14 protein-coding genes and 3 tRNA genes are annotated in these 12,602 nt (G+C 71.7%); 12 read left to right on the forward strand and 5 right to left on the reverse strand.

Annotation, left to right across the window (positions count from 1 at the left end; all coding sequences use genetic code 11):
- Positions 1-3 precede the first annotated feature (3 nt).
- Positions 4-627, reverse strand: coding sequence for a GntR family transcriptional regulator (locus tag ABTW64_RS12945; protein ID WP_350623050.1), 624 nt, complete (start codon positions 625-627; stop codon positions 4-6).
- 327 nt (positions 628-954) lie between these two features.
- On the opposite strand from ABTW64_RS12945, the gene ABTW64_RS12950 reads away from it, so the two are divergent.
- Positions 955-1,524 carry a hypothetical protein gene (locus ABTW64_RS12950; RefSeq protein WP_350623052.1) on the forward strand — a complete coding sequence of 190 codons (570 nt, stop codon included), beginning with the start codon at positions 955-957 and terminating at the stop codon, positions 1,522-1,524.
- Positions 1,525-1,607: 83 nt separating this feature from the next.
- Here ABTW64_RS12950 and ABTW64_RS12955 read toward each other — a convergent pair whose 3' ends face one another.
- The gene (locus ABTW64_RS12955) at positions 1,608-2,096 is read right to left on the reverse strand and encodes a YajQ family cyclic di-GMP-binding protein (RefSeq protein ID WP_350623054.1); all 489 of its coding nucleotides are present in this window, start codon (positions 2,094-2,096) and stop codon (positions 1,608-1,610) included.
- A gap of 115 nt (positions 2,097-2,211) precedes the next feature.
- Between ABTW64_RS12955 and ABTW64_RS12960 the strand changes: the two genes are divergently transcribed.
- The 6 genes from ABTW64_RS12960 (at position 2,212) to ABTW64_RS12985 (ending at position 5,637) form a co-directional block, all read left to right on the forward strand.
- On the forward strand, positions 2,212-2,703 hold the full coding sequence (locus ABTW64_RS12960) for an FBP domain-containing protein (protein ID WP_350623056.1): 492 nt from the start codon (positions 2,212-2,214) through the stop codon (positions 2,701-2,703).
- Between the two features lie 129 nt (positions 2,704-2,832).
- Positions 2,833-2,914 (forward strand) — tRNA-Tyr (locus tag ABTW64_RS12965).
- 97 nt (positions 2,915-3,011) lie between these two features.
- Positions 3,012-3,803 carry an inositol monophosphatase family protein gene (locus ABTW64_RS12970; RefSeq protein ID WP_350623058.1) on the forward strand — a complete coding sequence of 264 codons (792 nt, stop codon included), beginning with the start codon at positions 3,012-3,014 and terminating at the stop codon, positions 3,801-3,803.
- A gap of 184 nt (positions 3,804-3,987) precedes the next feature.
- On the forward strand, positions 3,988-5,376 hold the full coding sequence (locus ABTW64_RS12975) for a M23 family metallopeptidase (RefSeq protein WP_350623060.1): 1,389 nt from the start codon (positions 3,988-3,990) through the stop codon (positions 5,374-5,376).
- Positions 5,377-5,457: 81 nt separating this feature from the next.
- Positions 5,458-5,529 (forward strand) — tRNA-Thr (locus ABTW64_RS12980).
- A 34-nt stretch (positions 5,530-5,563) separates the two neighbouring features.
- Positions 5,564-5,637, forward strand: a tRNA-Met gene (locus tag ABTW64_RS12985).
- A gap of 84 nt (positions 5,638-5,721) precedes the next feature.
- Here ABTW64_RS12985 and ABTW64_RS12990 read toward each other — a convergent pair.
- Complete coding sequence (locus tag ABTW64_RS12990; RefSeq protein WP_350623062.1) at positions 5,722-5,949, reverse strand: DUF2188 domain-containing protein; 228 nt, start codon at positions 5,947-5,949, stop codon at positions 5,722-5,724.
- Between the two features lie 193 nt (positions 5,950-6,142).
- Here ABTW64_RS12990 and ABTW64_RS12995 point away from each other — a divergent pair, with 193 nt between their 5' ends.
- The 4 genes from ABTW64_RS12995 (at position 6,143) to ABTW64_RS13010 (ending at position 7,946) form a co-directional block, all read left to right on the forward strand.
- Positions 6,143-6,433, forward strand: coding sequence for a hypothetical protein (locus ABTW64_RS12995; protein ID WP_350623064.1), 291 nt, complete (start codon positions 6,143-6,145; stop codon positions 6,431-6,433).
- 63 nt (positions 6,434-6,496) lie between these two features.
- The gene (locus ABTW64_RS13000) at positions 6,497-6,847 is read left to right on the forward strand and encodes a hypothetical protein (RefSeq protein WP_350623066.1); all 351 of its coding nucleotides are present in this window, start codon (positions 6,497-6,499) and stop codon (positions 6,845-6,847) included.
- Positions 6,840-7,073 (forward strand): hypothetical protein, encoded by a 234-nt coding sequence (locus ABTW64_RS13005; protein WP_350623068.1) that lies wholly within the window; start codon positions 6,840-6,842, stop codon positions 7,071-7,073. The genes ABTW64_RS13000 and ABTW64_RS13005 overlap by 8 nt, the downstream gene beginning before the upstream one ends.
- 81 nt (positions 7,074-7,154) lie before the next feature.
- Positions 7,155-7,946, forward strand: coding sequence for a thioesterase family protein (locus tag ABTW64_RS13010; RefSeq protein WP_350623070.1), 792 nt, complete (start codon positions 7,155-7,157; stop codon positions 7,944-7,946).
- A gap of 22 nt (positions 7,947-7,968) precedes the next feature.
- On the opposite strand, the gene ABTW64_RS13015 is transcribed toward ABTW64_RS13010, so the two are convergent.
- Entirely contained in the window at positions 7,969-8,535 is a 567-nt protein-coding gene (locus ABTW64_RS13015; protein WP_350623072.1) for a hypothetical protein, read from the reverse strand.
- Between the two features lie 73 nt (positions 8,536-8,608).
- Positions 8,609-9,757, reverse strand: a complete 1,149-nt coding sequence (locus ABTW64_RS13020; RefSeq protein WP_350623074.1) for a zinc-dependent alcohol dehydrogenase — start codon at positions 9,755-9,757, stop codon at positions 8,609-8,611.
- A 215-nt stretch (positions 9,758-9,972) separates the two neighbouring features.
- Between ABTW64_RS13020 and ABTW64_RS13025 the strand changes: the two genes are divergently transcribed.
- Positions 9,973-12,585 carry a LuxR C-terminal-related transcriptional regulator gene (locus tag ABTW64_RS13025; RefSeq protein WP_350623076.1) on the forward strand — a complete coding sequence of 871 codons (2,613 nt, stop codon included), beginning with the start codon at positions 9,973-9,975 and terminating at the stop codon, positions 12,583-12,585.
- Positions 12,586-12,602 lie beyond the last annotated feature (17 nt).

The following is a 12,602-nucleotide window of genomic DNA, read 5'->3' on the forward strand; positions in this document are numbered from 1 at the left end:
CGGTCAGATGCCGAACTGGGCCCGCACCAGGCGCTCTGCGGTGTCGTTGTCGCGATCGCGGATCGCCTGGCGCAGCTGGGCGTAGTTCTCGCGCAACGCGTCGTCCGACACGACGGGCCCGACGTGCCGGAGGTTGCGCTCGAGCGCGATGTCGAGGTCGTGCAGATGCTGGCTGTACACGTTCTCGGAGGCGAGAGAGGCGATGTAACGCGAGAACGCGACCCGAGCCTCGATCGATGCCTCGTCGTCGCCGAGAGCGGCCTCCATGGCGTCGAGCAGCTCGAGCGCACGGGCCTCCTGCGCGTCGGACATGCCGCGCAGCGTCGCGTGGATCTCGATGCCGCACTTGTAGCCGGCGTAGGCGAGCGACGAGCGCACGATCTCGTCGGTGACCGTCGTGACACGGGTGTACCGGCTCGGCATCATCTCGACCAGACCGATGCGCTCGAGACGCTGCAGAGCCTCGCGGATCGGCATGCGCGACACGTTCAGCTTCTCGGCGAGCTCCGCGTCGCGGATGCGCTCGCCCTGCTCCAACGTCCCGTCGATGATGGCGGCGCCCAGGAACTGGAAGACGGTGTCCGCCAGCAGCTGCTTGCCCTTGTCGATCGGAGCCAACCCGCTCATGCAACTCCTGCCCATCCACGTCGAACTCGCTGGGGGCGGTGGGGGAGGACGAGCGTGCTGCACACGCCAATCGCGCCCGCAGCGATCTGATCGGTATCCATCGTACGGGAGGCCGCCGAAGGATAGCAGGATATCGGGGGTGTCCCGGTGTTCCTTGTGCGCTCCCGACGGGGACCGCTGCCCTGCGAGGGCCGGTACTCGTCGCACCCGTGAAGCGGCCCGAGCACTCAGGCTCTGTGGCGGCGCCACTTACCGTGCCGGGCGCTTCCGCTCAGAGGGCGTCAGCCCCGCCGGATCGCAGCGCCCGCCGCTCGTAGCGTCGTCGGCATGACGACTTCCCGACACCGCGACCGCATCACGGTCGGGCTGCCCGCCGACCGCTTCGCCGTCCTCGCTCTCATCGCCGACTCCCAGGGAACGAGGATCGGCCACGTTCTGATGGACGCCGCGGCCGCGCTCGCCGAAGCGGCGCGCCTGGGCCTCACCGCGAGCCAGGCCCTTCGCGTGGCCCGGATGGCGCCTCCGGCTCCTCCGCGCGGCGCGCACATCCCGAAGGACGCGGCGACCGTGGTCGCCTACCCTCTTCCTCGCGACGTGGTGCGCGCGCTCGCCCACGTCGCCACCCGCATGGGCGTTTCCCTCTCCGCGGTGCTGCGCGACTGCGCGGAGATCGCCGTGGGCACCTCCTGCCGCCGCTCCACGCCCGCCATGCTGCGCGCCGAGCTGCGCGAGCTGGAGCAGATGGGCGTGCTGACCCATCTGGTCCGGCGTGCCCATCGCGCGGCATCGGGCGAGCGGATGACGCGGGTGCGCCGCACGGAGGACGGCGGCCGGACCGCGCGCAGGGCGTCTCGGTCGACGGTGCGGACGCCCCTTCGGGACGCCGCAGCGGCATGATCCCGGGGTCGGGATCCCGGGCCCTCGGTCGAATCAGCCGGATCAGCGCGGCGGCTGAGGCGGCGGCGGATCCGGCGGCTGTTTCAGCGGTAGTTGATGAACTGCAGGTCGATGTCGAGGTCGGCGGCCTTCAGCAGGCGGATGACCTCCTGCAGGTCGTCGCGGCTCTTGCTCGAGACACGCAGCTCGTCACCCTGCACCTGCGACTTGACGCCCTTGGGGCCCTCGTCGCGGATGATCTTGCCGATCTTCTTGGCGTTCTCCTGCGAGATGCCGTCCTTCAGGCTGGAGACGAGCTTGAACTCCTTGCCGCTCGCCGTGGGCTCGCCCGTCTCGAGGCTCTTGAGCGAGATGCCGCGCTTGATGAGCTTCGACTGGAACACGTCGAGCACGGCCTTCGCGCGCTCCTCGCTGTTCGCGGTGATGAGGATCTGCTCGCCGCTCCACGCGATGGACGCTCCGGTGCCCTTGAAGTCGTAGCGCTGCTCGACCTCCTTGCGGGCCTGGTTGAGGGCGTTGTCCGCCTCCTGCTTGTCCACCTTGCTGACGATGTCGAAACTGCTGTCGGCCATGGCGCACAGCCTACTGCGGCCGGGCGCTGTGGCCAGGCCCGGTGTCCGCAGGGCTTCGTAGACTCGTCGGGGAAGTCCGGCCGCCGCCGGTTCCATCCGACATCCGGGAGGTTGCATGCGCGCGCTCACCGAGGCGGAGCTCCGCGAGTCGTTCGTCAATGCTGAGAGGACCGATGCGTCGGTCATCGCCCTGCCCCACGATTTCCTGCTGACGGAGTGGGATCATCTCGACTTCCTCGCGTGGCGCGACCCGCGCACCAAGAGCCGGGGGTACATCGTGGCCGAGGTCGGAGGCGAGGTGACGGGAGTGGTGCTGCGCGCGGCCGAGAGCACGTCGCGCGCCCGCTCGGCGTTCTGCAACATCTGCCGCACCATGCAGCCGGGCAATCAGGTCGCGCTGTTCACGGCGCGCAAGGCGGGCGACGCCGGGCAGCAGGGCGACAGCGTCGGCACCTACATCTGCGCCGACCTCTCATGCCACGAGAACGTGCGGCTCGCGATGCCGCTGGCGCCGAACGAGTATCGCGGCAGCGTCGACATGAAGATCGACGGCACGAAGCGCCGCACGCACGAGTTCGTGGAGCGCGTGCTCGCGAAGGCCGCCTGACGCCTCCCGCGTGCGCTGCCGGACCGCATCGCCACTCCCGGTGGCGGGTGGATTTCGATGCACGGCCAGGTGTGGGTAACATGGACACTCGCGTCTCCGGTTGGCTGGAAAAGTCAGGCGGGTGCGCATGGCAAGTTGCCCGAGCGGCCAAAGGGAGCTGACTGTAAATCAGCCGCGTAATGCTTCGGGGGTTCGAATCCCTCACTTGCCACGCACAGACGAAGGGCGGCCCAGGCGGGCCGCCCTTCGTCGTGTGCGCCGGTCGGCGTGCGTCCGGCGGCTCGCCGTCGCGCGGGTAGCGTGAAGGCATGACGTCGCCTCTCGAGCTTCAGCACATCGCCGTCGAGATCGCGACCGAGGCGGGTGAGCTCGCGCGCCGCCGGCGCGGCGAGGGCGTCTCGATCGCAGCCAGCAAGTCGACCATCGCCGACATCGTCACCGAGGCCGACCGTGAGGTGGAGGCCCTCATCCGCGAGCGGCTCGCGGCGGCGCGGCCCGACGACGGCTTCCTGGGCGAGGAGTCGGGGGACGCCGCGGGCACGACGGGGATCACGTGGGTCGTCGATCCCATCGACGGAACGGTCAACTACGCGTTCGGCATGCCGTCGTATGCCGTGAGCATCGCGGCCGTCGTGGACGGTACCGATCCGGGCACCTGGCGCGCGCTCGCCGGCGTGGTGCACGCGCCGGCCCTCGGCGAGACCTTCCGCGCTGCCGCGGGGGAGGGCGCGTGGCTGGGCGAGCAGCGGATCCGCGTCAACACCGACGCTCCCGCAGGGGCGCTCATCGCCACCGGCCTGGGCTATGACAGCCGCACGCACGCGGGCGACCTCGCGACCCTGACGCGCGCGATGCCGCTCGCGCGTGACATCCGGCGTATCGGCGCGGCGTCGCTGGATCTCGCGTTCGTGGCGGCCGGCCGCCTCGACGGCTACTTCGAGCGCGGGCTGCAGCCGTGGGACATCGCGGCCGGTCGGCTGCTCGTGGACGAGGCGGGCGGCCGATCGGGGTGGTTCGAGCCCGACGCGTTCGGGCGTTCCCTCGCCGTCGTCGCGGGGCCTGAGCTGTATGAGCGGCTGCGCTCCGCGATCCTCGATTGACCCGTCCGGCATATATGCCGGTCGTCCGTCCCGCAGATCGGGAATATCGCACATGGCGCTTTCAGGCGGAACGGGATAGTGTTTACCCAATCGTTACTGAGTCACCCGAGACGCAGGTAGCGAGCAGGAACGCGCTCTCGCGCGAGCCGCCCCGAGAACCCCGTGACTACCCGAAAGTCTCTCTGTGCCCTTCGACGTCCCTCCGGCTGAGCCCGCGCCCACGCGCCGCTCACGTCGCGTCGCAGCCGCGCGCCCTGCAGCCGAGGCGCCGCTGACGCGCCGTCAGCTCCGCGCGCTGGGCGCGCAGAGCGCGATGCAGGCCCCCGAGCCGCTTCCCGAGCTTCTCGCCGAGACCGAGTCGGCCCCCGCCGACGCCACTGCAGCCGTGGTCGCGGCCCCGATCGCCGCCCCTCAGCGGCGCATCCGGCGCAGCCCGCAGGCGGAGGTCCCGGCCGTTCCCCTGCCCTCGGCCCCGGTCGAGCACCTCTCGTTCGAGGGCGACGACGCCGCGGCCCAGCAGCGCGAGTCGGCGCAGGATGCTCCCGCCGTCGCCGTGGCGCAGGCGGTCGTGGCAGATCAGGCCGTCGAACCCTCGACTCTCACGGCCCCGATCGCGGTCGCCGCCGAGCCGGTGGCCGAGGCGATCGAGGCGGCCGCATCCACCGCGCCCGCCGAGGAGCCCGTCGACCTCTTCGTGGAGGCCGCTCGCGCCCTGAACTTCACGGGCGAGACGCCGCTCGCATCCGACGAGCCGCGCCCCGTGCAGGATGCCGCTCCGCGCACCGGATCGCACCACACCGCTCGTCGCAAGCGCCCCACGGTGCGCCGCGTGGCGACCGTCGCGGCGTCCATCAGCGCGTTCGGCGTGGTGGGTCTGCTCGCGGTCGGAATGACCACGCCGTTCAGCGCCCTCGCCACGACCGACGCCGCCGCTGCGGCGGGCGTCTCGATCGCCGCCGGCACGCCGGCCGCTGCGACCGCGGACGATGAGCAGATCCAGGCGTTCGTCGCCCCCGCCGACGCGCAGAACGCGCAGATCGAGCGCACCAGCAAGTACGAGACCACCACGTTCGCCGAGATCGCCGCGGTGACCGGCATCAACACCGCGAACGCCGTGTACGTCAACGACCCGACCGCCGACATCCAGTGGCCCATCGTGCTCGGCACGAGCATGTCGTCGGCCTTCGGTCAGCGCTGGGGCCGCCTGCACGAGGGCATCGACTTCACGCCCGGCAACGGCGCGCCCATCCAGGCCATCGCCGACGGCACCGTGCGCATCGGCCCCTACGGCGCCTACGGCAACAACGTCTACATCGACCACGTGATCGACGGTCAGATGATCACGAGCCACTACGCGCACATGCAGGACGGCTCGGTCCGTGTGACCAACGGTCAGCATGTCGAGGTCGGCGATGTGATCGGTCTCGTGGGCAACACCGGACGGTCGTACGGCGCGCACCTGCACTTCGAGCTGCGACTTCCGAGCGGAACGGCCATCGACCCGATGCCGTGGCTCAAGGAGCACGCCAACACGCACTACCGCAATGACGAGCCGGAGACCGCCGGCGAGTGAGACGCGCGCGGGCGGGGGCTCGGTTCGAGTCCTGGCCCAGAGGATGATATCCTCGTCTGGTTGCCCCGGCGCGGGCAGCACGCCCCGATAGCTCAGTGGCAGAGCACTTCCATGGTAAGGAAGGGGTCGTCAGTTCAATCCTGACTCGGGGCTCTCGACACACCGGATCCGTCCGCGTATGTCTTGCGGCGGAGTAGCTCAGTTGGTGAGAGCGCACGACTCATAATCGTGAGGTCGCGGGTTCGAGTCCCGCCTCCGCTACAGAACGACACGCCCCCGAGACTGGTCCGATCAGTCGCCGGGGGCGTTCTGCATCCTGGGCGCCCCCATGGGCGACCGAGGCACCTAGCCCTTCACGTCGCGCGGGTCGTGACCGTAGGTGCTGCGCTCGCCGATCCGCCCGTCGAGGTCGCGCAGGATGTGCTCGACGCCGCGTTCCCGCGCCAGCTCCCTGCCCGCTCGGGCCGCCTGATCCTTCGTGCGGAACGAGCCGCCCAGCGTGCCGCTCTCGCCTTCGACGCGGTTGTGCCAGGAGCCGTCCTCATGGAATGTCTCGACATCACCGTGGGGCATGCTGCCTCCTTCGCCTCATCTTCTCGCCTGAGACGTGTCTCGTCGCACGTCGATTTCCTTCCTAGCTGCGTGGTGACGCCTCGGCGAGGGGGTTGCGGCGCGGCGCCGTGGGGCTTCGCCCGATGTCGCCATCTCGGTGTCGGCGGCTGGTCGTAGCATCGCTGTTCGGCCGGAGAACAGGAGCGACCGACCGATGGGCAGCACCCTCGTGACCGATGAGAAGCTCGACCTGATGCTCGGGGGGATCGCCCCCTGCACCCTGCCGCCGGACGCGTGGGGGCCGCAGCCGATCGAGTGGCAGCAGAAGCATCCGTCTGTGCGCGCGTGGATCTCGTGGCCGCACCGTGTGGCCGAACGGGTGGAGGCGTTCGCCGCGGGATGGAACGACCGCGTGGTCGTGGTGCGCTGGCACACCGAACGCGGCATGCGCGAGACCGTGGTGTGGCGCAACGCGGTGACCCGGGCCGGAACGACGAACGCGTAGCGCGGGCGCCCCCACCCAGGCAACCCCCTGCATCCCGCGTCCCGACGAGGGCATCGTGGGGTCATGAGCGACAGCACAGCGGGCACCCCCGCACCCGAGAGCGGGGCGAACGACCAGGGGCCGGTCCACGCGAACGACGCCGACCTGCGCGCAGCGGCCTCGCGACGCGTGGAGGATCTCGAGGACGACGTCGTCATCCACGACGATCTCGGCGTCGACGACAGCGGGCCGGAGGGCCCGCACTCGGCGGGCGACACCCTCGGCGGCAGCGCCGCCCCGACCGGCAACGACGGCACCATGGGCGCCGATACGCCGACCGGCGACGCCTCGCTGGCGGACGCCGACATCAATGCGGCCGCGCTGCCGGATGGCGGGGACACGCCGAGCGAGGTCTACGGAGACGACGATGAGTGACGCGTCCGGCCGTCCCGACGGCGAGGCCGCGCACCTCGACCAGCAGGACGCCTCGCGCCTGGCCGCCGAGCACGGCGAGACCGACTTCGCCGGGTTCTCGACGATCGCGGGCGACGACGCCGGTGACGAGGCGGCGACCGCGACGGAGGAGGCCGCGCTCTCCGAGGCCGATCTCGGGCTCGGCGGCGACGGCGACAACGATGACGAGCGCCCGAGACCGGCGTAGCCGGCGTCGTCGGCACCACGCGGCGATCCGCCCACGCAGCCGCCGACGCACGGACGCGCGCCCCGCTGACAGAATGACCGGGTGAGCGACGACGCCTGCTTCGTGCCCGAGTCCCCGACGCGATTCCGCCCGACCGAGCACGTGGGAGGCGGCTGGAACCCTGCCGAGCAGCACGTCGCGCCCGGCATGGGGCTGCTTGCGCACGCGATCGAGCGCGATCGCGCCGCGCGCGGCGGCGCCGGGCGGGATGGCGACCTGCGCCTCGCGCGGTTCTCCTGCGAGATCCTCGGCACGATCCCGCTTGAGCCGGTCGACGTCGAGGTCAGCGTGCTGCGCCCCGGACGCACGATCGAGCTCGTCGAGGCGCGGCTGGTGCACGCGGGACGCCCGGCGCTCATCGCGCGTGCGTGGCTTACGGCGGCGTACGACACGACGAGCCTGGCGGGCACACCGCTGCCGCCCATCCCTGCTCCGGGGTCGCTGCCCGAGTGGCGCATGTCCGAGCACTGGCCGGGGGGCTTCGCGCGCTCCGTGACGATCCGGCGTCGTGAGGACAAGCCGGGCCGCGCCGCCTTCTGGCTGCGGCCGCAGCGCGACCTGATCGCCGGCGTGCCGGTGAGCACCACCGCCCGGCTGCTCGGCGTGGTGGATCTCGCCAACGGGGTCACGCCGCGCGCATCCGGTGACGAGGTGTTCTCGCCGAATCTCGATCTGGCGGCGCACCTGATCAGGCAGCCGGCGGGGGAGTGGATCGGGTGCGACACCGCGGTGTCGTTCGGTCCGCATGGTGCCGGCCTGACGCACACCGTGCTGCATGACGAGCGGGGCCCGCTCGGCACCGTGTCGCAGGGGCTGACCGTGCGGCCCAGATGACGGGACCGCACGGCCGCCCGGGTCAGCGTCGACGGATCATCCGGCCGAGCAGCGCGACCACGCTCCACGCCGCGAGCACCCACGGGCCCGCGACGAGGATCGGATCGATCCAGTGGTGCTTCACATCGGCGCGCTTGCTGCCGAAGCGCGATGAGATGCCGTGGCGGCGCTTCTCGCTCAGCACGCCCGTCTCTGTGCTCGGGTTGTCCGGGTGCCCCGTCACGAACGACGCGAGGTGGCTCTCGACCGCGTCGATCCGGTCGCCCAGGATGAGCAGCAGCCAGTGGGCAGCCCGGCCCTCGCTGAACCGCGCATAGGCGAATCGGCGCACGGCTCCCGACAGCCCGCGCAGCGGCGCGACGGTGCCGAACGCGGGCGTGAGCCGGGCGTGCTCGATCGACCGCTCGCGCGGCGTCAGTTCCGGCTGCTGCTCGGGCAGCTCCCAGTGGGCGCCGGTGTCGCCGGGGGCGTACTTGAGCTTGGGGTAGGAGGGGCGGTCGGCCGGATCCAGGTCGGCGCCCCATCCCGGGATGCGCGCCCGAAGCTCGTCGGCCGACCAGTGTCGCGGGTCCTCAGCGGTGTACGGCATCGTCGTGTCTCCTCTGCGTCCTCTGTCCTCTGCGTCCTGTCTGTCCTCTGCGTCGGCGTCCGTCGCCCCCGACTCAGGCGGCGCCCGGCACGATCACGGGCTTGATGCAGTCATCGAGCTTCGCCGAGAACATGTGGTATCCCTCCGCGATGTGCTCGAGCGGCAGCCGATGCGTGATGATCTCGCTGGGCTTGATGTAGCCGTTGCGGATGTGCTCGAGCAGCCGCGGCCACTGTCGCTTCACCGGGCACTGGTTCATGCGCAGCGTGAGCCCCTTGTTCATCGCGTCGCCGAACTTCACGGCCGAGAACATCGGGCCGTAGGCGCCCATGACCGACACGTTGCCGCCCTTGCGCACCGCGTCGATCGCCCAGTTGAGCGCCACCGGCGAACCGCCCTGGAGCTTGAGCTTGGCGGCGGTGATGTGCTGGGTGAGGTTGCCATCCGCCTCGGCTCCCACCGCGTCGATCACGACGTCGGCGCCGAGGTGGTCGGTCTGCTTCTTGAGCTCGACGACCACGTCGTCGTGCTCGGCGAAGTTGAGGGTCTCGGCGTGCGCGAACTCCCGGGCCTTCGCGAGGCGGTTCTCCAGCTGGTCGACCACGATCACGCGCCCGGCGCCCATCAGCCACGACGACTTCGCGGCGAACAGGCCGACGGGGCCCGCGCCGAACACCACCACGGTGTCGCCTTCGGCGATGTCGCCCAGCTGCGCCCCGAAGTATCCGGTGGGCAGCGCATCCGTCAGCATCAGGGCGTCGTCCTCGTCGAGCCAGTCGGGGATGACGCTGGGACCGACATCCGCGAACGGCACGCGCACGTATTCGGCCTGACCGCCGTCGTAGCCGCCGCAGGTGTGCGAGTAGCCGTAGATGCCGCCGACCGCGGTGGCGTTCGGGTTGACGTTGTGGCAGTTCGAGTACAGGCCGCGCGAGCAGAACCAGCACGACCCGCAGTAGACGTTGAACGGCACCATCACGCGGTCGCCGACCTGCAGGTTCTGCACCGACGGCCCCACGGCCTCGACCACGCCGATGAACTCGTGCCCGAACGTGGTGCCGACCCGGGTGTCGGGCATCATGCCGTGGTACAGGTGCAGATCCGACCCGCAGATCGCCGCCCGCGTGACCCGCACGATCGCATCGTTGGGGTGCTCGATGTCCGGCATGTCCTTCTCCTCGACCCGCACCTTGTACGGGCCGCGGTACACCATCGCCTTCATGGGACCTCCTGTTCGCCTCGCGGTCATTCGCCTCGTGCTCGTTCGCCTCGCGGGCGGCGGGTCGCTCGTGCGCCACCGCCCGGATGCAGCCACCTTCCGCCGCGCCGCCGGTGGCGCTCAAGCCCCTTGCCCTGGGGCGCATCCTGTGCGAGCGGGTGCCTGCGCCGATGCCGATACCCCGCCGAAGCGGCGGCCGCCTGGGTACTGTGATGGCCATGGCCGAGTCCCTGTTCCCGGACGTGCGCGACGACGCGGCCGGATACCTGCGTTCGGGCGTGAGCGTGACGGTCGCCGGGCTCCCGGGCAGCGGCCGCAGCAGGCTGCTGCGCGGGGTGGTGGAAGATCTGGTGGGCGCCGGGTGGGAGGCGCTGGAGATCCACGGCGGCCCCGCCCTGCGGGCCCGGCCGCTGGAGGCGCTGGCCGTGGCCGGGCTGCTCGACCCGCGCCAGGGCGCCGGAACTCCCGTCGCGGCCGCGGTGGCTGCCATCCGGCGCGCCGTCGAGCGGGAGCGCACCGTCGTCGTGGTCGACGACGCCGACCTGCTCGACGAGACGTCGGGTGGTGCCATCGTGGCGGCTCTGCACGGCCGACGGGTGCCGCTGCTGTCGTGCACGTCGATCGCGCGCCGTGCCCCCGAGTTCTCGTTGGCGGCCCACGTGCGGCCCTCGGTGCGGCTGGTCATGCCGCCGCTGGCCTTCGCCGACTCGACGGAGCTGATCGAGCAGCTCTGCCGCGGACCGGTCGCCGTGGAGACCGCAGCGCGCATCCATGCCAAGTCGGGCGGGCTTCCCGGGCTCATCGAGGCGCTGGTCGACAACGCCCTGCGTGAGGGGCTGCTCGTCGAGCGCGGCGGCACCTGGCGGGGGGCTGCCAGCATGTGGTCGACGCGCCTGGCGGGGGTCGTCGAATCGCTCCTGCAGGGCTTGACCTCCTCGCAGTTCGACGCCCTCGCGAAGCTCTCGCTCGTGGGGTCGGTGGACGTGGCTGTCGCCCGGCGCCTCGCGGACTGGGCCGACGTCGAAGCGCTGGACGAGCGCGGGCTGCTGGCGTTCGGCACCGGCGAGGGCGGACTCACCGTGACCGTGTACCCGCCGTTGCTCGGGGAGCACCTGCGTCGCGACCGGATGGGCGCACGGCGCCTGCGTCTGCTCGACGAGATCGACGTCACGCTCACGGGTCGCCTGCCGTACGACAGCCGCTACGCGCAGATCGCTCCCGGCGCCCTCGACGGGTCGACGCCGCGTTCGCTCATGCCCGCGCGCGGGCTTGGAACGCCCGCTCCCGAGGACGAGGAGAACCGTCACTCGCTCGACGCGACGCTCAACCGCATGGTGTTCGAGCGGCTCACCGCCGAATCGCTGGTGCGCAAGGCGGAATGGGATCGCCGGCAGGATGCGCCGTCGGCCATCGCATACGCTCTGTCGCTCATGTCCATGGGGGCGCCGCTGACCGAGGTGCTGGACGTGCTGTCGACGCCGTCGGCCACGTGCGACGACGAGGACCGCGCCATGCTCGCTGTCTGGCGCGCGCTGGCGCTCGCCGCCGAGCCCGACGGCATGGTCGCGGCCCGCGCCTTCCTGGCAGAGGAGCGCGCGGCCGTGCGTGACTGGGCGCCCCTCCTGGATGTCAGTCTCGCCCACCTCGCGCTCGTGTTCGAGGGCATCCCCGAGGCCGGCCCCGTCGCTGCGCCGACCGGCGGCGAGGCGGGCGCGGTCCAGGGCGTGGCACGGCTCGTGCGCGCGGAGCAGCTGCTGGTGCTCGGACGGCCGAGCGCGGCGAGGGACGAACTCGATCTGATCGCCGACGAGGATCCGTCCCTGCTGCAGAGCGCGGCCCCGTTCCGCGCCCTCGCCACGCTGGAGTCCGGCGACCTGGACGCCGCCGAGGACGAGGCGCGCGAGGGCTTCGAGGAGGGCATCGCCCGCCTCGACCCGGAGGGCATCATCCCGTACGGCTACCTGCTGGCGCTCGTGCTGGTGCTGCGGGGCGACGACGAGGGGCTGCGCGAGCACGTCAGCACGCTGCTCTCGGTGGGGTACACGCCGCTGCGCTACTCGCATTTCCATCTCGGAGCCCTGGTGGCCGCCGGGCGCGTCGCCGCCGGGGCCGGCCGGTCCGTGACCGCGACGTCGCTCGCCGATCAGGCCGAGCGCCTGGCTCCCACGCTGGGGCCCTACCCGCTGATGGCGGCCGAGCAGGGCCGGGCGCACGCACGGCTGAGCATCGGCGACCCGCCGCAGCAGGTGGCCGACGCGCTGTGGCACACGGCCGCGTCGGCGCGCGAGCGCGGGTTCGTCATGAACGCGCTGGTGCTGGGAGCGCGGTCGCTCGAGCTGCATCCGGATCGCGGTCGCGCCGAACGGATGGGCGAGTGGGCGCGCCTGGCCGAGCCCGGCGGGCTCGCGCAGGTGCTCATGCGGTATGCCGACGCGCTCACGGACACCGACACGACGGCGATGCTCGCGGCGGCGGAGACGCTGGCGTCCCGCGGGTTCGACGGCTTCTCGATCCGCGTCCAGGTGGCGGCTGCGGCACTGGCTTCGCGCGCGGGAGACGGTGCGGCGGCCGAGATCGCGCGACGGGTGAGAGAGCATGCCGAGCGGCTCGGCGGCGAGTTCCCCGGCCTGGTGCGGCCGCTGCTGCAGGAGAGCGCGCTGACGGCCCGCGAGCGCGAGATCGCGCAGCTCGCCGCCGAGGGTCTGAGCAACGGCGAGATCGCCAAGCGCCTGATCGTGAGCACCCGCACGGTCGAGAACCACCTCTACCGCGTGTTCCAGAAGCTGCGCATCGACGGTCGACAGCAGCTGGCGGTGGCTCTGGACGCCTGAGCGGCGAGCCGATGTCG

The sequence above is a fragment of the Microbacterium sp. NPDC096154 genome (assembly GCF_040302945.1).
Taxonomy (GTDB): domain Bacteria; phylum Actinomycetota; class Actinomycetes; order Actinomycetales; family Microbacteriaceae; genus Microbacterium.